The sequence below is a fragment of the Ruegeria discodermiae genome (genome assembly GCF_030758345.1).
GTDB lineage: Bacteria > Pseudomonadota > Alphaproteobacteria > Rhodobacterales > Rhodobacteraceae > Ruegeria_C.
Genome location: NZ_JAVAMO010000011.1, coordinates 75400 through 96874, shown reverse-complemented (window position 1 = coordinate 96874; position 21475 = coordinate 75400). Strand labels below are relative to the sequence as shown.

General features: G+C 60.6%; 19 protein-coding genes. 13 read left to right on the top strand and 6 right to left on the bottom strand.

The window, feature by feature from the left end:
• Positions 1-33: 33 nt before the first annotated feature.
• Positions 34-2289, top strand: a complete 2256-nt coding sequence (locus Q5Y75_RS19700; RefSeq protein WP_306200794.1) for an NADP-dependent malic enzyme — start codon at positions 34-36, stop codon at positions 2287-2289.
• Positions 2290-2357: 68 nt separating this feature from the next.
• On the opposite strand, the gene msrA is transcribed toward Q5Y75_RS19700, so the two are convergent.
• A complete protein-coding gene (gene msrA, locus Q5Y75_RS19695; protein WP_306200792.1) occupies positions 2358-3020 on the bottom strand; it encodes a peptide-methionine (S)-S-oxide reductase MsrA in 663 nt (220 codons plus the stop codon).
• A 142-nt stretch (positions 3021-3162) separates the two neighbouring features.
• Between msrA and Q5Y75_RS19690 the strand changes: the two genes are divergently transcribed.
• Both Q5Y75_RS19690 and Q5Y75_RS19685 read left to right on the top strand, forming a co-directional pair.
• The gene (locus tag Q5Y75_RS19690; protein ID WP_306200790.1) at positions 3163-4074 is read left to right on the top strand and encodes a D-amino acid aminotransferase; all 912 of its coding nucleotides are present in this window, start codon (positions 3163-3165) and stop codon (positions 4072-4074) included.
• Positions 4071-4784 (top strand): sulfotransferase-like domain-containing protein, encoded by a 714-nt coding sequence (locus Q5Y75_RS19685; RefSeq protein WP_306200788.1) that lies wholly within the window; start codon positions 4071-4073, stop codon positions 4782-4784. Before Q5Y75_RS19690 ends, Q5Y75_RS19685 begins: the two co-directional genes overlap by 4 nt.
• A gap of 13 nt (positions 4785-4797) precedes the next feature.
• On the opposite strand, the gene Q5Y75_RS19680 is transcribed toward Q5Y75_RS19685, so the two are convergent.
• From Q5Y75_RS19680 to Q5Y75_RS19670, 3 genes are all read right to left on the bottom strand, one after another.
• Positions 4798-5829 (bottom strand): M48 family metallopeptidase, encoded by a 1032-nt coding sequence (locus Q5Y75_RS19680; protein ID WP_306200786.1) that lies wholly within the window; start codon positions 5827-5829, stop codon positions 4798-4800.
• A gap of 18 nt (positions 5830-5847) precedes the next feature.
• Complete coding sequence (locus Q5Y75_RS19675; RefSeq protein WP_306200784.1) at positions 5848-6915, bottom strand: YjgN family protein; 1068 nt, start codon at positions 6913-6915, stop codon at positions 5848-5850.
• Between the two features lie 146 nt (positions 6916-7061).
• Positions 7062-8285, bottom strand: a complete 1224-nt coding sequence (locus tag Q5Y75_RS19670) for an argininosuccinate synthase (RefSeq protein ID WP_306200782.1) — start codon at positions 8283-8285, stop codon at positions 7062-7064.
• Positions 8286-8421: 136 nt separating this feature from the next.
• Between Q5Y75_RS19670 and Q5Y75_RS19665 the strand changes: the two genes are divergently transcribed.
• Complete coding sequence (locus Q5Y75_RS19665) at positions 8422-9177, top strand: hypothetical protein (RefSeq protein ID WP_306200780.1); 756 nt, start codon at positions 8422-8424, stop codon at positions 9175-9177.
• A gap of 57 nt (positions 9178-9234) precedes the next feature.
• Positions 9235-10461: a threonine ammonia-lyase IlvA gene (ilvA, locus tag Q5Y75_RS19660; protein WP_306200778.1), complete on the top strand. Its 1227-nt coding sequence runs from the start codon at positions 9235-9237 to the stop codon at positions 10459-10461.
• Here ilvA and Q5Y75_RS19655 read toward each other — a convergent pair whose 3' ends face one another.
• The gene (locus Q5Y75_RS19655; protein ID WP_306200776.1) at positions 10462-10791 is read right to left on the bottom strand and encodes an Hpt domain-containing protein; all 330 of its coding nucleotides are present in this window, start codon (positions 10789-10791) and stop codon (positions 10462-10464) included. It abuts the gene before it with no gap.
• Between the two features lie 159 nt (positions 10792-10950).
• Between Q5Y75_RS19655 and Q5Y75_RS19650 the strand changes: the two genes are divergently transcribed.
• Complete coding sequence (locus Q5Y75_RS19650) at positions 10951-12222, top strand: PP2C family protein-serine/threonine phosphatase (protein ID WP_306200774.1); 1272 nt, start codon at positions 10951-10953, stop codon at positions 12220-12222.
• A gap of 6 nt (positions 12223-12228) precedes the next feature.
• Here the strand turns inward: Q5Y75_RS19650 and Q5Y75_RS19645 are convergent, their stop codons facing one another.
• A complete protein-coding gene (locus tag Q5Y75_RS19645; protein ID WP_306200771.1) occupies positions 12229-12675 on the bottom strand; it encodes an NUDIX hydrolase in 447 nt (148 codons plus the stop codon).
• A 77-nt stretch (positions 12676-12752) separates the two neighbouring features.
• Between Q5Y75_RS19645 and hslO the strand changes: the two genes are divergently transcribed.
• From hslO to Q5Y75_RS19610, 7 genes are all read left to right on the top strand, one after another.
• Positions 12753-13739 (top strand): Hsp33 family molecular chaperone HslO, encoded by a 987-nt coding sequence (hslO, locus tag Q5Y75_RS19640; RefSeq protein WP_306200769.1) that lies wholly within the window; start codon positions 12753-12755, stop codon positions 13737-13739.
• Positions 13732-14328, top strand: a complete 597-nt coding sequence (locus tag Q5Y75_RS19635) for a CoA pyrophosphatase (protein ID WP_306200767.1) — start codon at positions 13732-13734, stop codon at positions 14326-14328. The genes hslO and Q5Y75_RS19635 overlap by 8 nt, the downstream gene beginning before the upstream one ends.
• Positions 14325-15482, top strand: coding sequence for a CCA tRNA nucleotidyltransferase (locus tag Q5Y75_RS19630; RefSeq protein ID WP_306200765.1), 1158 nt, complete (start codon positions 14325-14327; stop codon positions 15480-15482). The genes Q5Y75_RS19635 and Q5Y75_RS19630 overlap by 4 nt, the downstream gene beginning before the upstream one ends.
• 198 nt (positions 15483-15680) lie before the next feature.
• Positions 15681-17519, top strand: coding sequence for an ABC transporter ATP-binding protein (locus Q5Y75_RS19625; protein WP_306200764.1), 1839 nt, complete (start codon positions 15681-15683; stop codon positions 17517-17519).
• The gene (locus tag Q5Y75_RS19620) at positions 17516-19348 is read left to right on the top strand and encodes an ABC transporter ATP-binding protein (RefSeq protein WP_306200762.1); all 1833 of its coding nucleotides are present in this window, start codon (positions 17516-17518) and stop codon (positions 19346-19348) included. Before Q5Y75_RS19625 ends, Q5Y75_RS19620 begins: the two co-directional genes overlap by 4 nt.
• A gap of 39 nt (positions 19349-19387) precedes the next feature.
• Entirely contained in the window at positions 19388-20620 is a 1233-nt protein-coding gene (locus Q5Y75_RS19615; protein ID WP_306200760.1) for a class I SAM-dependent RNA methyltransferase, read from the top strand.
• Positions 20621-20640: 20 nt separating this feature from the next.
• Positions 20641-21426, top strand: a complete 786-nt coding sequence (locus tag Q5Y75_RS19610; RefSeq protein WP_306200758.1) for an ion transporter — start codon at positions 20641-20643, stop codon at positions 21424-21426.
• The last annotated feature ends 49 nt before the right edge of the window (positions 21427-21475 follow it).

Below are 21475 nucleotides of genomic sequence, written 5' to 3'. Positions count from 1 at the left end.
GGCATTGGCCCCTATAGCAAAAAGAAGACCCACATGCCCAAAGCCAAGATCAGCCGCGAAGAAGCGCTTGCCTTTCACATCGAACCCACGCCGGGCAAGTGGGAGGTGCAGGCCACCGTCGCCATGACGACGCAGCGCGATCTGTCGCTGGCCTACAGCCCTGGCGTTGCGGTGCCTTGCGAGGAAATCGCCGAGAACCCCGAGACGGCTTATGACTATACCAACAAGGGCAATCTGGTTGCGGTGATCTCGAACGGGACGGCCGTTCTGGGGCTTGGCAATCTTGGTGCGCTCGGCTCGAAACCGGTGATGGAGGGCAAGTCTGTCCTGTTCAAGCGGTTCGCCGATGTGAACTCGATCGATATCGAGTTGGACACCGAAGACCCGGATGAGTTCTGCCGCGCCGTGCGTCTGATGGGGCCAACCTTTGGCGGCATCAATCTGGAAGACATCAAGGCGCCGGAATGTTTCATCATCGAACAGCGCCTGAAAGAAGAGATGGATATCCCCGTCTTTCACGATGATCAGCATGGCACGGCGGTGATCTGTGCCGCCGGCCTGATCAACGCGCTGCATCTGAGCGGCAAGAAGATCGAAGACGTCAAGATCGTGCTGAACGGGGCCGGGGCAGCAGGGATCGCCTGTATCGAGTTGCTGAAATCCATGGGTGCGCGGCATGAGAACTGCATCGTTTGCGACACCAAGGGCGTGATCTATCAGGGCCGGACCGAGGGGATGAACCAGTGGAAATCGGCCCATGCGATCAAGACCGACCTGCGCACGCTGGAAGAGGCGATGAAAGGCGCGGATGTGTTCCTGGGCGTGTCCGTCAAAGGTGCGCTGACCCAGGCGATGCTGACCGAGATGGCGGAGAATCCGGTGATCTTCGCCATGGCGAATCCCGACCCCGAGATCACGCCGGAAGACGCTCATGAGGTGCGCGCCGATGCGATCGTCGCCACGGGCCGCTCGGATTACCCCAATCAGGTCAACAACGTGCTGGGTTTCCCCTATCTCTTCCGGGGTGCGCTGGATATCCATGCCCGTGCCATTAACGACGAGATGAAGATCGCCTGCGCCCATGCGCTGGCGAATCTGGCGCGTGAGGATGTGCCGGATGAGGTCGCGATGGCTTATGGCAAAAGCCTGTCTTTTGGCCGCGACTATATCATCCCGACGCCTTTTGACCCGCGCCTGATCCACCGCATTCCACCCGCCGTGGCGCGGGCCGGGATGGATACCGGCGCGGCGCGGCGCCCGATCGTGGATATGGATGCCTATGAGTTGAGCCTGAAATCCCGCATGGATCCGACCGCCAGCATTCTGCGCGGCATGAATGCGCGGGCACGTGCGGCCCAAAGCCGGATGATCTTTTCCGAAGGTGACGATCCCCGCGTGCTGCGCGCGGCAGTGATGTATCAACGCTCGGGCTATGGCAAGGCGCTGGTGGTAGGGCGACCCGACGATGTGAAGGAGAAACTGGAAAGCGTCGGTCTCAGCGATGCCACCCGCGAAATCGAAGTGGTCAATGCCGCCAACACTCTGCATCTAGATGCTTACAAAAGCTTCCTTTACGAGCGCCTGCAGCGAAAAGGGTTTGACGAGAAGGATGTGCATCGCCTGGCCGCGCGAGACCGGCACGTGTTTTCCGCTCTGATGCTGGCGCATGGGCATGGTGATGGTCTGGTGACCGGCGCGACGCGGAAATCGGCCCATGTGCTGGATCGGATCAACCACGTGTTTGATGCCGATGTTAGTAGTGGAACAGCGGGGATCACCGCGCTGCTGCACAAGGGGCGCATCGTTCTGATTGGCGATACGCTGGTGCATGAATGGCCCGATGCCGAGGATCTGGCCAACATAGCGGAACGCGCCGCCAGCGTCGCGCGCCATATCGGGCTGGAGCCGCGCGTGGCCTTTGTCAGCTTCTCGACTTTCGGCTATCCGGTCTCGGAACGCGCCGAAAAGATGCATCAGGCGCCCAAGGTGCTGGAAGCGCGGGGTGTGGATTTCGAGTTTGAGGGCGAAATGACCGTCGATGTGGCGCTGAACGCGCAGGCGCAGGCGGCTTATCCGTTCCAGCGATTGACCGGGCCAGCGAATATCCTGATCGTCCCGGCCCGGCACTCTGCCTCGATCTCAGTAAAGCTGATGCAGGAAATGGGCGAGGCCAATGTGATCGGTCCGATCCTGGCAGGGATCGGCAAGCCCATTCAGATTTGTTCCACCGTGTCCACTGCCAATGACATTCTGAACATGGCGGTGCTGGCGTCCAACGATCTGGGCTGACGGGGTCACCAGACACAAAGAAACCCGCCGATTCTCATCGGCGGGTTTTTTTCTTTTCGGCTTACCAATCAGCTACCGGCAAACGGTGCAGCGCTTCCCCAAAGCTGTTTCACCCGCGCATCCCGACCGCAGGCTTCGCGGTATAGCTTATAGGCGGTTTTCTGGCGTTTGGGGCCAAAGCGGGTGATGACAAGGTTTTTGCCCTTGTAATAATCCTGATGCGACGCATCGGCCGGATAAAACGCGCCTGCGGATTTCACCGGCGTGACGATCTTTTGTCCCAGATCGGACTGCGCCTCGGCCTTGACACGCTCTGCAAGCGCCTTTTCGCTTTTGTTAGAGACGAATATCGCCGTACGATAGCTATCGCCCCGATCACAGAACTGACCACCCGCATCGGTTGGATCAACCGAACGCAAGAACATCTCAAGCAGGCGTTCGCGCGAGACTTTTGCCGGGTCGAAGGTGATTTGCACTGCCTCGTAGTGCCCGGTGCCGCCCTTGGTGACCTGCTTGTAGGTCGGGTTTTTGACGGTGCCGCCGGTAAAGCCCGAGACCGCCCCGATCACGCCGGGGACTTTCTCGAAATCTGATTCGACGCACCAGAAACAACCGCCAGCGACAGTCAGCGTTTCGGCAGGCGCGGCTGAGGCAGGCAGGCTGCGCAGCGCGGCGGCGAAGACGATCAGGGTGAAGAGGGCAACGGGTTTGATGTGATCGGTCAGGGTCATGTCGGGTCTCCTTTGTACTGATGGTGTGGCGGTGGACCGTCTCAGGCAAGGGTGTGACATGGTTTGTCACATGCAGGTGACCTGAGTTTACCCCTTGGCCCGCGCGCCCGGCAGCAGTAGCGTGCGCGCCGGAGGAGAATTCATGGCAGATAAGATGAGCACGCATCAGGCCGAGGAGGATGCGCGGAACGAGGCCATTCTGATCTACCTGAATGGCCAGATCGTTCCGAAAGCAAAAGCCCTGGTCAGCGTCTATGACAGTGGTTTCATGCTGGGCGACGGCGTGTGGGAGGGGCTGCGACTGTATAACGGGCGCTGGGCGTTTCTCGACGAACATGTTGACCGGCTGTTCGAGGCTGCCAAGGCGATCGATCTGGATATCGGGCTGGATCGTGACGGCGTTATCAACGCGCTGCTGGATACGCAGACGGCTAATGGCATGACCACGGATGCCCATGCACGGCTGATGGTGACGCGCGGGGTCAAGACGCGCCCCTTCCAGCATCCCTCGCTCAGCCGACAGGGGCCGACCGTGACGATCATCATGGAACATTCCCGCCCGAACCTGCCGCGTCCGATCCGACTGGCTACTGTGCCGCATTTGCGTGGGCTGCCGATGACGCAGGACCCGAAACTGAACTCACATTCCAAGCTGAATTGCATTCTGGCCTGTATCGCTGCCGAAAAAGCAGGCGCAGACGAGGCGCTGATGCTGGATGTGAACGGGTTCGTGAACACCACCAATGCCTGCAACTTCTTTATCGTGCGCAAGAGTGCGGTTTGGACCTCGACCGGGGATTACTGCATGAACGGGATCACGCGGCAGAAGGTGATCGACCTGTGTCAGGCCGATGGTATTCCGGTTTATGAGCGGAACTATTCTCTGGTCGACACCTACGGCGCGGATGAGGCGTTTCTGACCGGAACTTTCGGTGCGCAGACCCCGGTGGGCGAAATTGACGGGCGCGTGATTGGAACTGGTGAAATGGGGCCGATGACCAGCCATATCCGCACACTCTACAAGGCCTTGATAGATCGGGAGAGCGCGACATGAAGATCGCCATGTGGTCCGGCCCGCGTAACCTGTCGACGGCCATGATGTACAGTTTCGGCGCGCGTACCGATTGCGCGGTGATCGACGAGCCGTTTTATGCCGCTTACCTCGCGCGCACCGGCATCGATCACCCGATGCGCGGCGAGGTTCTGGCCGCTCAGGAACAGGACCCCGATCAGGTCGCGCGTTATCTGTCCGGCCCGCATCCGGGCGCGCGGCCCTATTGGTACCAGAAACACATGACCCAACACATGGTCGAGGGCATTCCGCGAGACTGGATGCGCGAGGTCTGCAACGTCTTTCTGATCCGCCACCCCGCGCGGGTGATCGCCAGCTACGCGGCCAAGCGCGAAAACCCGGTGCTGGACGATATCGGGTTTCGCCAGCAGGTGGAGTTGTTTGAAGAGGTTAAATCCTGGGGCGGAACGCCGGTTGTGGTCGACAGCCACGACATCCGCGCCAACCCCGCCGCGACGCTGGAAAAGCTGTGTGACAAGATCGGCGTGCCGTGGTCTCCGCATATGTTGAGCTGGCCCAGGGGGGGCCACAAGGCGGATGGCGTCTGGGCGGCGCATTGGTATGGCGCGGTCTGGCAATCCACCGGATTTGCCGAACCCGAGGGTCCGTTACCGGATGTGCCGGAAGACTTGCAGCCCCTGCTGGCGGCCGCGATGCCCTATTACGAACAGATGACCGCAGACTGTATCTGAACCCGAGGGTCCCTTACCGTAGGTCGTCAATCCGCCGCAGATTGCGTTTGCGATCCTCGAATCCTGGATGGGTGCTGAGCCAATCCACATGCTCCGGCAGATCGAGGCTGTCGAAGAAATCCAGAAGCCCGCCCGGATCATATCCGGCCTGTTGTGCCAGGCGCGCGCCGAAACTGTCTGCCTGCAGCTCATGCTCTCGGGAGTAGGACAGCGACAGGATCAGGTTGCCCTGCAACAGCGTGTCCTCAAGGATCGGACCGGTATCGCCTGCGAGCATGGAGATCAGGACAAAGCCACCGACCGAGCGATAGACCTGCTTGAGCCCGTGATGGCCCGCGACATGGCCCATCTCGTGACCGATCACACCCGCCAGCGCGTCGGCAGAGGCGGTCTCGGCCAGTGTATCGGTGACGATGATGGTGCCACCCGGCAGGGCAAAGGCGTTTGGCCCCATGCCGGGCATGTGGCGGAAGGCAAGCTGGTAGTCATGGACCGCGCCCTCGGGGGCGAGATGCTCCTGCAAGCGGTCGAAGATCTGCTGCACCTCGGCCTGTGTCTCGGCGTCAAGCCGGCTGGGCGCGCTCATCACCCGGTCCATGCTGGCCAACATGCCCTGATCCATCGCGCTGACAACGGGCTCCGGTGTCAGCCAGACTGCCACATGTACCAGCGCGGTCAGGCCGTATTTCCACATCGCCCAGGCACCGATGATGCAGGCCAGCACAACGGCGATCAGTCTTGGATGAAACTGTTCGAACCCGTACAACGCCGCGTGATCACCCAGCAACGCGTCCACCGTGTCGTGATCCTCGGTCAGAAACAGGGTGCCGTCGGGCAGGATGATGCGCCGTTCCGCCTGCCCCAGGCGTGGCTCGATTTTTACGTCACTCAGGGCCGACTGCGTTACAATCTTCTGCCTCGGATTGATCAGCCAGACCTGATCCTGCCCCACCGCCAGCCGCACGCTCAGCTCACGCGAGCTGAGCGGTGGATAGGCGCGCCCCTGGATCGAGGCACTGCCTTGGGTTGAGCGGATGAAGGGCATCTGATCGGCCTGTTGCGGTTATACCGCGACCTCGATCCCGAACCCTTCGAGATCACCATAAGCGTCGCCGACCGCATTGCCGCTTGCGGTTTCCTCATCCACGAAGTCATCCAGAGAGCCGCCGGGATAGAGCGTGGTATGAGCTGCCAGATAGCGCGCGCGCCGCAGATGCGCCCAGGGCATCATCAGGCCAAGGGTCAGTATCACCACCAGGAAGTTCGACACCGAAATCCACATCAGTTTCAACGGCGAAACGCTGGAATGAAAGCTGTGCGTCCCGTCCAGCGTGAGGTTGTTATAGACCGTGTTGCGCACCATCGCGTGATAGATGAGAGCCGCCGGAACAATGGCGACCAGGAAGATGACGTAGATCAGCCCCACATCAATCAGGGCCGCGACCTCATCCGAGCCGGAGTCAAAGGCCTGGAGCGCGCGCGGGATATCCAGGTTGGTGCCAGCGATGGCAAAGAGGATCATCAGCGAGCCAAGACCCCAGATGATGGCTGCCACCAACGCCTTGTAGAAGGGGCCAATCGCGCTGTTGAAGTTGAACCGCGTGGTGCCAAGCCCATGACTATTGGCCAGAAAACGCTGAGTGGCGCGGGTGACAAAGGGCCACGCGGTATAAAGCGACAGGGCAGCGAGGAAGGGATAGAGGTAATAGACCTTTAGCGCAGACCCAAAGCTGCCGTGAAAGGTGAAGCGGATATTTGACCAGCTGGACATGCGTGCATTGAACCGCAACGACCGCACCAGAAGATAGGGGATCAGGGCGATCAGGCCCAGGATCATAACCACCGCCGCAATCTCATTCGTGCTCAGCAATGCGTAAGCCACAATCCCGGCAATGACGATCAGCCGCCCGATCAGGATCTGCATGCCGGTGGCGTGATAATCAAAGTTGCGCCCGGCCACATAGGTGTTCTGATAGAAGTACTTTTTGGTCCGCACCTTGGCCCAGGCGCTATAGATACCAAGAGTCAGGATCGACAGCAGCAGGTTGACGATCCAGATTCCGAAGAACTCTCTCGCTGTGCCGCGAAACTCGAACCCCGCCCTTGATGTAAATGCGCTGCTTCCCTGCATGTCCGCCTCTGTGTTCTGCCAGATACCCGTTACGCGGACCGCCCGGTTTCACCTTGGGCGGCCCGTATTCGGGATTCGCAGAACAAAGGGGCAAATATTTGTCAGAGTTGTAGCGCTCCGGGGGTATCTACAACTCTGACGCGTATTTATTTCAGGCGCTTTTCGCGGGCGGCCAGCAGTTTCAGACGCAGCGCGTTGAGCTGAATGAAGCCCGCCGCGTCTTTCTGATCGTAAGCACCGGCGTCTTCCTCGAAGGTCACATGCGCCTCGGAATAGAGCGAATGATCCGACCAGCGACCCACGGTTGAGGCCAGACCCTTGTAGAGCTTCACGCGAACAGTACCGGTGACATGGTCCTGAGATTTGTCGATGGCGGCTTGCAGCATCTCACGCTCAGGGCTGTACCAGAAGCCGTTATAGATCAGCTCGGCATATTGCGGCATCAGCTGGTCTTTCAGATGCATCGCGCCCCGGTCCATGGTGATCGACTCAATGCCGCGATGCGCCTCCAGCAGGATGGTGCCGCCGGGGGTTTCATAGATACCGCGCGATTTCATGCCCACAAAACGGCCTTCGACCAGATCGAGACGGCCAATGCCGTGCTTGCCGCCATATTCGTTCAGCTTGGTCAGGATGGTCGCGGGGCTCATCGCTTCGCCATTGATGCTGACCGCGTCACCTTTTTCGAAACCGATCTCGATGAATTCCGGTTCGTTCGGCGCATCCTCGGGGTGGACGGTGCGTTGATAGACATAGTCGGGCGCCATATCGGCGGGGTCTTCTAGAACTTTGCCCTCGGAGGACGTGTGCAGCAGGTTGGCATCGACCGAGAAGGGCGCCTCGCCGCGCTTGTCCTTGGCAATCGGGATCTGGTTGGCTTCGGCAAACTCCAGCAGACGGGTGCGGCTGGTCAGATCCCATTCACGCCAGGGCGCAATCACCTTGATGTCGGGGTTCAGCGCGTAGGCCGCCAGTTCGAACCGCACCTGATCGTTACCCTTGCCGGTGGCGCCATGGGCGACGGCATCGGCACCCGTGGCCTCGGCAATTTCGACCAGACGTTTTGAAATCAGCGGCCGCGCGATCGAGGTGCCCAGCAGATAGAGCCCCTCATATTGCGCATTGGCCCGGAACATCGGGAAGACGAAGTCGCGGACGAACTCTTCGCGGATATCCTCGATATAGATATTGTCGGGCTTGATCCCCAGCAGCTCGGCCTTCTTGCGAGCAGGCTCCAACTCTTCGCCCTGACCCAGATCGGCGGTGAAGGTCACCACCTCGCACCCGTATTCGGTCTGCAGCCATTTCAGGATGATCGACGTATCAAGCCCGCCGGAATAGGCCAGCACAACTTTCTTGGGCGCGGACATGGAATTTCCTCTCAATCGAATGACGGATGGCCCCTAGCGGTTTTTCGGCAACAGGGCAAGCTGGTGCCGACATGTCACCTTGGCGGCGCGGGCGAATTCAGAAAGATTGGCGCACGAATAGATTGAGAGGATTGCCATGAAGGGTTGGAGCTTTTTTCTGCATTCCGTGAAGCTGGTGTTTCGGAACCTGCAAGAAGCCCTGCAGATCGGACTTGTTCCCTCGGTGATCATGGCGTTTCTGATTGCCCTCATTTTCAACCAGAGCGGCCTTTCCATGGGTCAGATCTCGGGTGATGTCGCGATAGACTTGGTCGAATCGCAGCAAGAAATCAGGCCCGGCTGGCTGTTTCTTGGTGGGCTCGTCTGGGGTCTGATCACGCTTTGGATTTTTGTGGCTTGGCACCGGTTCGTCTTGCTTGAAGAATACCCAAAGGGCTGGGTGCCACCGCTCCACTTTGACCGGATGCTGGGGTATTTCGGACGCGGTTTGATGATTATCGTTCTGATTGTTGTGATCGGTTTGGCCGCGTCGCTCATTACAGCTTTGCTCGGCCCGCTCGGCGTCGTGGTGATGATCGCGGTATGGATTTTTCTCATCGTTTTGCTCTACCGTTTGAGCGTTGTCCTGCCTGCCGTTGCCATTGGCCGCCCGATGAGTTTTGGCGATGCTTGGCGGGCAACCGAGGGCAGTACCGGCGCAATTTTGTTGTTGGTCGTGATCATGGCGATTGTTCAGCTGGGCTTGCAGGTGGTCTTCGGTGTCGCGATTTCGATCCTTCCGATCCTTGGTATCGCGGTTCAGGTCATCGTTACGCTGATCTTCTCCCTGATTAACGTCAGCATTCTGACCACGCTCTATGGTCACTATATCGAAGGCCGGGCGCTCGACTGACCCTGTACACGGATGTATTCCTTGCCATGAGCGCGCGCATACGGCAGTGACGCGCTCATGACTGATTTCATGACCCGCGCCCGCGCCGCCGAGCAGGCGATGCGTTCCGTTTTTCCGCCGACGCCGTTGCAGCGAAATGCACATCTGTCCGAACGCTATGGCGCCGATATCTGGCTCAAGCGCGAAGATCTGAGCCCGGTGCGGTCTTACAAGCTGCGCGGGGCCTTCAACGCCATGCGCAAGCAGCAGGGCCAGGACCTGTTTGTCTGTGCCAGCGCGGGCAATCACGCGCAGGGTGTGGCCTTCATGTGCAAGCATATGGGGGTGCGGGGCGTGATCTTCATGCCGGTCACCACGCCTCAGCAGAAGGTCCAGAAGACCCGGAAATTCGGTGGTGAGCAGATCGAGATTCATCTGACCGGCGACTATTTCGACGACACGCTGGCCGCCGCGAAGGACTGGTGTGCGCAGAATGGCGGGCATTTCCTGTCGCCCTTTGACGATGAAGATGTGATCGAGGGGCAGGCCTCGCTCGCGGTCGAGATTGAAGAGCAGTTGGGCGGCGCGCCCGATCATGTGGTGCTGCCGGTGGGCGGCGGCGGCATGTCCTCGGGTGTGGCCACCTGGTTTGGCGACCGCACCCATTGCCTGTTTGTGGAACCGGCGGGCGGCGCCTGTCTGCGGGCGGCGCTGGCGGCGGGGCATCCGGTCACCCTGGGCCATGTGGATAACTTTGTGGATGGCGCGGCGGTGGGCCGGATCGGGGAAAAGACCTTTGATCTGTTGCAAAAAACCCATTTGTCGGATGTGCTGGTCCTGTCCGAGGACCGGATCTGCGTCACCATGATCGACATGCTGAATGTGGAAGGAATCGTTCTGGAGCCGGCGGGGGCGCTGGCCATCGAGGCGGTCGAAGAAGTGCAGAGTTTTGTCCGGGGCCGCAGCGTTGTCTGTGTTACCTCGGGCGGCAATTTCGATTTCGAACGCCTGCCGGAGGTAAAGGAACGCGCCCAGAGATATTCGGGCGTGAAGAAGTATTTCATCCTGCGTTTGCCGCAAAGACCGGGCGCTTTGAAGGAGTTTCTGGGGATTCTGGGCCCCGAGGACGACATTGCACGGTTTGAATATCTCAAGAAATCCGCGCGCAATTTCGGATCTGTTCTGATCGGGATAGAGACCCTCAAGCCGGAAAACTTCGAGCGCCTTTTTGCCCATCTGGACGATGCCGGATTTACCTATACCGATATTACCAATGACGAAACGCTGGCGCAGTTTGTGATCTGATCAGAGCAGATGCGCCTTGGCTTCGGCCTGAAAGGCGATCCGTGAGTTTTCGAATTCGGCAATGATCTCGGCGATGTCCACAGAGTCGGCATTGCCATTTGCGGCCTCTCGCTCGCCATTCTGGCACAATGTGGAAAAGGTTTTGAAACCAAGGCTGAGCGCGCCGCCCTTCAGGAAGTGCAGATCACGCTCCAATGTGTTGTGATCCGGGGTCACCCGCAAGCGCGCGATTACCTCGCCGACCTCTTCCAGAAACAGATCGAACACCTCTTCGAAATCATCCTCGCCAACCTCGTCGCGCAACTGCGCGACGCGGGACCAGTCAATCATCTTGCACCTCGCGGGGCTGTTCCGCCCTGCGCGTAGTCTGGCGAAGAGGTCGTAAACACAAGGTTAAGATTCTCGCGCAATCGTTGTTTCATAAGATGTTAAGGTCACGTGCCTAGGCTCGGCCTGTGTCGGGATCGAAATCGTGTCCGGGGTTTAACGGTGCTGCAGTCTGGATCGGCAGAAGAGCATTCGCAGAAGGTGTTGGGTTCGATTCGCCATGTGCTGGTTGTCGATGACAGTCGGCTGCAACGGCGCATCCTTGCCAGCTCGCTCAAGAAATGGGGGCTGGAGGTGATTGAGGCCGATAGCGGCGAAGAGGCGTTGCGAATCTGCGCTGAAAACCCGCCCGATCTGGTGCTGAGCGATTGGGTCATGCCCGGCATCAGCGGGCCGGATTTCTGCCGCGCCTTTCGCGATCTTGAAACAAATTGGTATTCCTATTTCATCCTGCTGACCTCGAAGAGCGAAAAGAACGAGGTCGCGCAGGGGCTGGATGCGGGGGCAGATGATTTCCTGATCAAGCCTGTCAGCTCGGACGAGTTGCGCGCGCGTATATCTGCTGGTGACCGTGTGTTGGGCATGCAGCGTGAATTATCCGAAAAGAACAGGCAGATCGAAGAGGCATTGGAAGAGCTGAAGCTGGCACATGATGCCATCGACAAGGACCTGATTCAGGCCCGCAAGATCCAGGAATCGCTGGTCCCCGAGCTCAGCCGCGAATTCGGTGCCTCGCGGGTCAGCCTGCTGCTGGAACCGTGCGGGCATATCGGTGGCGATCTGGTGGGGATGTTCTCGCCCGGCGCAGGGCGGCTGGGGTTCTACAGCATCGATGTCTCCGGGCACGGTATCACCTCGGCGATGATGACTGCCCGGTTGGGCAGCTATCTGTCGGGCAGCTATCTGGATCAGAACCTGGCGATGGAACGCCGTTTCGACAAGTTCTATTCCCTGCGCCAGCCGGAAGAGGTTGCCCATATCCTCAACGCCCGTTTGCTGACCGACCGCGGTGTCGAGGAGTATTTCACCATGGCCTACGGCATTGTTGATCTCGAAAGCGGCATGTTGCGGCTGGTTCAGGCTGGCCATCCGCATCCGCTGTTGCTGCGCCGTGATGGCACGACCGAGTTTCTGGGCGAGGGTGGTGTGCCGATCGGCCTGTTGCCGGACGTCCCCTACCACCAGATAGAAACCAAGCTGGAACCCGGCGACCGGGTGTTGATGTATTCCGATGGCTTCACCGAATGTCGGCTGGAAAACGGCGAGATGCTGGATGAGGACGGTCTGTTGGACCTCGTGCATGCCTGCGACTCCGAGCTTCAGGGCAGGGCGTTCCTGGATGCGCTCTATGACAAGCTGAGTCAGCGCATGTCGCCAGATTTCGGAATTGAGGATGACGTATCGGCCACGTTGTTCGAATTCAACGGGCCGTGACCGGGATCACAAAACGCCGATGCAATAGCTGTTAGCGAAGAACCGGTCACCCGCATTGCCCAGCATCTGCGCGGCATCAGGGGCGCTCATCCAGAGCGCTTCGTGAAACGCCTCTGTCGGTGGTCCGAGGCGGCGGACGGGGCGGGCCATGTAGATAAGGCAGATCTTTTCCGCCCAGAGGTCGTATTCCGGCATGTAGGCAAAGCGGCGAAATGCGCCGACCCGGCGCGGCGCGGCGATCTGCCAGCCGGTTTCCTCATACACCTCGCGATGCAGGGCGGGCAGCGGTGATTCGCCCGGATCGATGCCGCCGCCGGGCAGTTGCAGGTCTGGCCCCGGCTCCATCTGACAGGTCAGCAACAGTGAACCGGACCGTGGCAGCAGGGCATATACCCCGGCACGCCGGACATAGTGACGTCCCGGTACGGGTCTTTCGCCAAAACGTCTGATCATGTATGCGCCTCTTTCAACTCGGCTTGCCCACCCTATATGGTCGCGGTATGCCAATCTGTGGCGCGTAAGGAAACCCCATGACACTCAGTACCAAAATCGCGTGGGACGATACGGTCCTGCCATTTCAACTTGATGTTCCGGATATGCGTGGCCGGATCGCCCGGCTGGACGGCGTGCTTTACGGTATTCTCAAGCAGCATGACTACCCGCCAGTGGTCGAGGCGCTGGTGGCCGAAATGGCTTTGCTCACCGCCTTGATTGGTCAGACCATCAGTCTGCGCTGGAAGCTGTCCCTGCAGGTGCAGTCCAAGGGTCCGGTGCGGATGATCGCAACCGATTATTACGCCCCCGAGAAAGCAGGCGACACGGCCCGTATCCGGGCATATGCCAGTTTCGACCGCGACCGCTTGAGCGATGGTGCGCCCTTTGATCAGGTGGGCGAGGGCTATTTCGCCATCATGATCGATCAGGGCAGCGGCACCCAGCCCTATCAGGGTATAACGCCCCTGGCTGGCGGATCGCTCAGTGCCTGTGCCGAGGCCTATTTTGCCCAGTCCGAACAATTGCCGACCCGCTTTTCGTTGAGCTTCGGGCGGTCCTCGGAACCCGGCACGGCCGAGCATTGGCGCGCCGGTGGCATCATGTTGCAGCATATGCCCAAGGCATCGCCCTTTGTGGCCAGTGCCGAAGGCGAGGGCAACATCCTAAGCGCCGCCGATCTGGTTGAGGGTGAAACCGGCGAGAACTGGAACCGGGTCAATATCCTGCTCGACACGGTCGAGGATTTGGAACTGATCGGGCCATCCGTTCCGCCCACCGACCTGCTAGTGCGGCTGTTTCACGAGGAACAGCCGAGGGTCTATGACGCCCAGCCGGTGCGCTTTGGCTGCACCTGCACCGAAGATCGCGTCCGCCAAAGCCTGTCGATCTATTCGGCGCAGGATATTGCCACGATGACCACCGACGAAGGTGTCGTGACCGCCGATTGCCAGTTCTGCGGTGCCCACTACGTGCTGGACCCGAAAACGGTCGGGTTCGAGGCGGATACGGACCCCAGTGACTGATCTGGTCGAAAACCTTCGTGCGGCCCTGGCCCGTCCCGGGCTGGGGTCGAGCGATTTCGATCTCAACCCCGAGGCGGTGCTGCCAGAGGGCCGCAAATTGCGGCCTGCTGGGGTTCTGGTCCCGATCCTGATACAGGAGGACGGGCCAAGGTTGATCCTGACCAAACGGTCCTCGGCCCTGAAACACCATCCCGGCCAGATCGCCTTTCCCGGAGGCAAGCAGGATGAAGGCGACGCGGATGTCAACGCCGCGGCCTTGCGCGAAGCCGAAGAAGAGATCGGCCTGCCGCGCGATCTGCCGCGCGTGATCGGCCATCTGCCCTCGCATGAGACGGTGACCGCGTTTGATGTGACCCCGGTTGTCGCAGTGCTGGATCGACCTTTCGAGGTGGTGCCCGAACAGGGCGAGGTCGAAGAGGTCTTCTCCGTCCCGCTTGCGCATGTCACTGAGCCTGCAAATTTCCTGGTCGAAGCGCGACGTTGGCGTGGACAGCGGCGTAGGTATTTCGTGGTGCCTTATGGCCCCTATTACATCTGGGGCGCGACCGCGCGTATCCTGCGCGGGCTGGCCGCGCGGATGAATCCGTGACCCAGATCCGCGATAGTTGGCTGACACGCCCGGCCACGCAGGCGGTGTGCCGCGCGCTGACGGATGGCGGGGCGCAGGCGCTTTTTGTTGGCGGGTGCGTGCGTAACGCGCTGTTGGGCGCGCCGGTTGCGGATATCGACATCTCGACCGATGCGGTGCCGGATCGTGTGATCGAACTGGCGCAGGTGGCGGGGATCAAGGCGGTGCCGACCGGCATTGATCATGGCACGGTTACGCTGGTCAACGATGGCATTCCGCATGAGGTGACCACCTTTCGTCGTGATGTTGCAACCGATGGCCGCCGCGCCGTCGTCGCCTTTTCCACCGATCTGGCCGAGGATGCGGCACGGCGCGATTTCACCATGAACGCGCTCTATGCAAGGCCTGACGGCACCGTGCTTGATCCGCTGGGCGGGATCGATGATCTGAACGCCCGCCGGGTCCGGTTCATCGGCGTGGCGCAGGACCGTATCCGAGAGGATTACCTGCGCTCGCTGCGCTATTTTCGATTTCACGCGTGGTATGGCGATCCGGCACTGGGGTTCGACCCGGATGCCCTGTCGGCAATTGCCGAAAACCTGGAGGGCTTGGCTACGCTCTCACGTGAGCGGGTGGGCTCCGAGATGCTGAAACTACTGGCTGCCCCCGACCCGGTCCCGTCGGTTGCCACCATGCGTGCCATCGGGGTTTTGACAGCGCTGCTGCCGGGTGTGGATGATCGGGCCTTGGCCCAGCTGATTCATCTGGAATCCGAGGCGGGCCTCGCGCCCGACCCGTTGCGTCGGCTTGCTGCGCTGGGCGCGCCTGAGCAGCTGGAAACTCTGCGTCTGAGCCGGGCGCAGACAGGAACACTTGCAAAGATTTATGAGGCCGCGACCGGCACCGCGCAGGCGGGCGAACTTGGCTACCGGATCAAGGCAACACTGGCGATGGAATCGCTGGTCTTGCGCTGCGCCTTGCTGGAACAGCCTTGGAATCCCCGGTGGAAACCCCAAGTCGAGATCGGGGCCGCCGCGCGGTTTCCGGTGGCCGCGCGCGATCTTATGCCAACCTATCAGGGACCGGCCCTGGGCGCGAAACTGGCCGAGTTAGAGACGAAATGGATAAAGTCTCAGTTTGAAATTTCGCGCGACGAACTGCTTGGAATGATGTGATTTTTGCCGAGCAAAAAATTTCCGGGTGACAACCCGCCCGGTTTCCAGTTAGCTTGCGCTCAGTCAAATATAGGGAGGGCTGCGAATGTATCACGGGATCTGGTTCCGCTAACGCTGGGATAACCGACCCGTATCGGGTGGTGTCCTGGCACCGCCACTTTCGTATGTCTTTTGTTTGCTCATTCCGGAGCACCCCCTATGTTTCGTTACTTCGAAAATCTCGTCGACCCTTTTGTTGCCTATCCAGAAAACGACCGGCCGCCGCGCAAGCTCTGGCCGTTCATGCTGGCTTATTCGCAGCCGTTCAAGCGGGTCTTTGTCTGGGTCTCCCTGGTCTCGATTGTTGTTGCCGCGATCGAGGTCGGGCTGATCTACTATATGGGTCGCGTTGTCGACCTGCTGACCGGTGATCCGCAGCAGGTCTGGGCCACACATGGTACCGAGCTGATCCTGGTGGCGTTGTTCATCCTGTTCCTGCGGCCGATCATCCAGTTCGTCGATGTACTGCTCCTGAACAACGCGATCCTGCCCAACTTTGGTACGCTGATCCGCTGGCGGGCGCATAAACATGTGCTGCGTCAGTCGGTGGGCTGGTTCGAAAACGACTTTGCTGGGCGGATCGCCAACCGGATCATGCAGACCCCGCCCGCCGCCGGTGAGGTGGTGTTTCAGGTCTTTGACGCGATTTCCTATTCGGTTGCCTATCTGATCGGCGCCGCGATCCTGCTGATGGCGGCGGACCCGCGGTTGCTGTTGCCGTTGCTGATCTGGTTCGCGCTCTATGCCTGTCTGGTGCGCTGGACGGTCAAGCGGGTTGGCCCGGCCTCGCAGGCGGCCTCGGATGCGCGGTCGGCGGTAACGGGTCGGGTCGTCGACAGCTATACCAATATCCACTCGGTCAAGATGTTCGCGCATCACAACCTGGAACTCGACTATGCCCGCGAGGCGATCGAGGAAACCCGCCGGACCTTTCAGGTCGAGATGCGGATTTTCACCACGATGGATGTTGTGCTGACCTTGCTGAACGGTCTGCTGATCGTCGGAGTTGTCGGTTGGGGCATCTGGCTTTGGTATCACGGGGTGTCGACAGTTGGGGTTGTCGCGGCGGCGGCGGCGCTGACCCTGCGGTTGAGCGCCATGACGGGCTGGATCATGTGGGCGCTGACCAGCTTCTTCCGCGAACTTGGTGTCGTGGCCGAAGGGATGGAGACCATCGCCCAACCTATCGATCTGGTGGACGCGCCCAAGGCCGAACCCCTGTGCTTGAGCGATGGCCGGATCGAAATCCGCGAGCTGTCGCACCATTACGGGCGCGGCGCGGGTGGTCTGGATCGCATCAGCATGACCATCGAGCCGGGCGAAAAGATCGGCTTGATTGGTCGGTCCGGTGCCGGTAAATCGACCCTAGTCAAGCTGCTGTTGCGGTTCTATGACGCCGAATCCGGCGAAATCCGGATCGATGGTCAGTCGATAGCCGGTGTGACGCAGGACAGCTTGCGGCGCAATATCGGTATGGTTCAGCAGGACAGTTCACTGCTGCACCGCTCGGTACGCGACAATATCCTCTATGGTCGCCCCGATGCGAGCGAGGATGAGATGATCGCGGCTGCAAAACGGGCCGAGGCGCATGAGTTCATTCTTGATCTGGCCGACCCCGAGAGGCGGCATGGCTATGACGCCAAGGTCGGTGAGCGCGGTGTGAAACTGAGCGGTGGTCAGCGACAGCGGGTGACGCTCGCACGGGTGATCCTGAAAAACGCGCCGATTCTGCTGTTGGATGAGGCGACCTCTGCGCTAGATTCCGAGGTCGAAGCGGCCATTCAGGATACGCTATACGGCATGATGGAAGGAAAAACCGTGATCGCCATTGCCCACAGGCTCAGCACGATTGCCCGGATGGATCGCATCTTGGTCATGGATCGGGGCCATATTGTCGAGCAGGGGCCTCATGCCGAATTGCTGGCGCAGGGCGGGCTTTACGCTCAGTTCTGGGCGCGGCAATCGGGCGGGTTCATGAACCCGGAGGCCGCTGAATGAGGCTGGCGGACCTGATCGATCCGTTCCGCAAGATCGACACGCCCCCGCCGCAACGGCTGGGGGCGTTCATGCGCTGGTGCCTTGCTGGCGCTTGGCCGATGCTCTTCGTCGCCGCCGCATTTTCGGCCACGGCTGGCATCATGGAGGCGGGCACGGCCTGGATATTGGGGCGCGTGATCGACGCGGCAACGATGGGCGGTCAGGAGGCGTTCTTTACCGTCGCTAACCTCGGCATGATCCTGGGCGCCGTGGTGTTTTTCCTGCTGATCCGTCCGGTGTTCTTCGGCCTCACTGCTTTGTCGAACAATTATATCGTCATGCCCAACATCCCGCCGCTGGTATTGGCGCGGTTGAACCGCTGGACGCTGGGCCAGTCGGTGACGTTCTTCGACGATGATTTCGCCGGGCGAATCGCGCAGAAACAGATGCAGACCTCAAACGCCATGTCGTCAGTTGTGTCCGAAACGATCAGTGCGATGGTCTTCGCGATGGCCTCGTTGGTTGGGACGCTGGCGCTGCTTGGCTCGATCCATCCGCTGGTGTTGCTGCCGTTCATTGGCTGGCTGGGGGCATATTTCTTTCTGATCCGCTGGTATCTGCCGCGCATCCGCAAACGCTCGGCCGCTCGGGCGGGGGCGCGGGCCATGGTGTCGGGCCAGATCGTCGATGCGATCACCAATATCAAGACGGTCAAACTGTTCGCCCATGCCGATCACGAGGAAGGCGCCGCGCTTGAGGCGCTGGATGAGATGCGCGAGCGGTCGCTGGAATTCGGCAAGCTCTCTGCCAGTTTCCGGTTCATCCTGATGTGCCTTGCAGGGATCCTGCCGGTCATGTTGCTGGGCGTCACGCTGCTGTTGTGGCAATCAGGCAGTGCCACGACAGGCGACATTGCCGCCGCCGGGACAATCTCGATCCGGATCGCGCAGATGTCCGGCTGGGTCAGTTTCACGCTGATGGGGATGTACGCCAATGTCGGCGAGGTCGAGAACGGCATGAAAACGCTCGCCGTCGCCAACCGGATCGAAGATGCGCGCGGGGCGGATGATTTGCAGGTCACGGCGGGTGAGATCGTCTTTGACGATGTGGGCTTTGCCTATGGGCGTGACATTGGCGGGGTTCAGGGCATCGACCTGACTATCAAACCGGGTGAGAAACTGGGCATTGTCGGCGCCTCGGGGGCCGGGAAATCGACCTTGGTTTCGCTGCTGCTCCGGCTCTATACAGGCGAAAAAGGCGCAATTCGCATCGATGGGCAGGATATCGCGAAGGCCACGCAGGACAGTTTGCGCAGGCAGATCGGCATGGTCACGCAGGAAACCGCCATGTTCAACCGGTCAGCGCGTGACAATATCCTCTATGGTCGTCCTGACGCGAGTGAGGCCGAGTTGATCGACGCCGCCGAAAAGGCCGAGGCGCACGAATTCATCCTGGGCCTGCAGGACGGGCAGGGGCGCACCGGCTACGACGCGCATCTGGGCGAGCGGGGCGTGAAACTGTCCGGCGGGCAGCGGCAACGGATCGCGCTGGCCCGCGCGATCCTGAAAGACGCGCCGATCCTGGTGCTGGACGAGGCGACCTCGGCGCTGGATTCCGAGGTCGAAGCCTCGATCCAGACCGCTCTCAGCCGGGTGATGCAGGGCAAGACCGTGTTGGCCATTGCGCATCGCCTGTCCACGCTCGGCGAAATGGACCGGATCATCGTGATGGATCAGGGGCGGATCGTCGAAAACGGCGCGCATGACGCCTTGCTGGCGAAAGGCGGGCTTTATGCGCAGTTCTGGCACCGGCAGTCAGGCGGGTTCATCCGGACCGAGGCGGCGGAATAAGGGTTTTTTGTCGCCCGCCGCCCCTGTATCAGGCGGGTCATGAGCCAGATTTACCATATCGAGCGATTGGGGCACCAGGGTGATGGGATCGCCGAAGGCCCAATCTATGCGCCGCGTACCTTGCCGGGCGAACGGGTCAGCGGCGTGCTGGACGGGCGCAACCTGACCGACATTCGGATCGAAGAGCCCTCGCAAGACCGGGTCAAGCCGCCCTGTCGCCACTACCGCGCCTGCGGGGGATGCCAGTTGCAGCATGCCAGCGATGGGTTTGTTGCCACCTGGAAACAGGAGGTGGTGCGCGCAGCGCTTTCCGCTCAGGGCATCGAAACGGATTTGCGGCCGATTCATACCTCGCCTGCTGCCTCGCGCCGCCGGGCAACGCTGGCGGTGCGGCGTACCAAAAAGGGTGCGCTGGCCGGGTTTCACGGCCGCGCCTCGGGGGTGATCACCGAGATTGCCGAGTGCCAGTTGCTGGACCCGGCCCTGCTGCGCGCAATCCCGGTGGCCGAGGCGCTGGCCCTGCTGGGCGGCAGCCGCAAAGGCGCGCTTGCGGTGACGCTGACCCTGTCCGATGCCGGTCTGGATGTGGCGGTGAAGGGCGGCAAACCGCTGGACGGTCCGCTGGTACTGGCGCTGGCGCAAGCCACCGAACATCACGGTCTGGCCCGGCTCACCTGGGAGGACGAGGTGATCGCCATGCGCGACCCGCCCACCCAACGCTTCGGCACCGCAACCGTTCTACCGCCGCCCGGTGCATTCCTTCAGGCAACCAAAGACGGCGAATTGGCCCTGTTAGAGGCTGTTTCTGAAGCCATTGGGGACGCGAAGCGGATCGCCGATCTGTTCGCTGGCTGTGGCACGTTCAGCCTGCCGCTGGCGCGCAAGGCCGAGGTGAACGCGGTCGAAGGCGAGCGCGAGATGACCCGCGCGCTGGATACCGGATGGCGCAAGGCAAGCGGTCTCAAGAAACTCACCACCGAGGCGCGCGACCTGTTCCGCCGCCCCCTGATGCCGGATGAACTGGCCAAGTTTGACGCGGTCGTGCTTGACCCGCCGCGCGCTGGAGCCGAGGCGCAGGTCGCCGAGATTGCCGCCGCCCGTGTACCGGTGCTGGCCTATGTGTCCTGCAATCCGGTCAGTTTCGCGCGCGATGCGAAGACATTGATCGACGCGGGATACGGGCTGAACTGGGTGCAGGTGGTCGATCAATTCCGCTGGTCGTCCCATGTGGAGCTTGCGGCGTCATTCTCGATCGCCCATATGGGCGCCTGACTGAGCAGGAGCAGACAGATATGGGGTTCAGAGATCGGTTGGGCGCGTTTGTGGAACATGCCCGGTTCGGGCAGTTCATCACCGGTGTCATCATCGTCAACGCGGTGCTGCTGGGGATGGAGACGTCGCCCGCATTGATGGACAGGTTCGGGTCGCTGATCGCCGGTCTCGACTCGGTGTGCCTGGCGATCTTCGTCATCGAAATTCTGATGAAGCTGATCGCGCGGGGCCATCGGTTTTTCCTCAGTGGTTGGAACGTCTTTGATTTCCTCGTGGTGAGCATCGCTTTAGCGCCTGCCACCGAAGGGCTGTCGGTGCTGCGGGCGCTCAGAATCCTGCGGGTGCTGCGCGTGATCTCGGTCGCGCCCAGTCTGCGCCGCGTGGTTGAGGGTTTTGTCAAAGCGCTGCCGGGCATGGGCAGCGTCTTTGTCCTGATGGCGATCATTTTCTACATCGGCGCGGTGATTGCGACCAAGCTGTTTGGTCACAGCTTCCCTGACTGGTTCGGTGATCTGGGCCTGTCGGCCTATACGCTGTTCCAGATCATGACGCTGGAAAGCTGGTCGATGGGCATCGTGCGTCCGGTGATGGCGGCCTATCCCTACGCTTGGGTCTTCTTTGTGCCCTTCATCATGGTGACCACCTTTGCAGTGGTGAACCTGCTGGTCGGCCTGATCGTGAACTCGATGCAGGACGCCCATCATGCCGAAGATGAAGTCAAAACAGATGCCTATCGCGACGAGGTCCTGATGCGGTTGGAAGCCATCGAGGCCCGCCTCGTAGAGCAATCACCGACAAAAAAGTGATTTTGATATTTCGTGATTTCGTTTTATGCGGGTAAAAAAGAGAAAAACG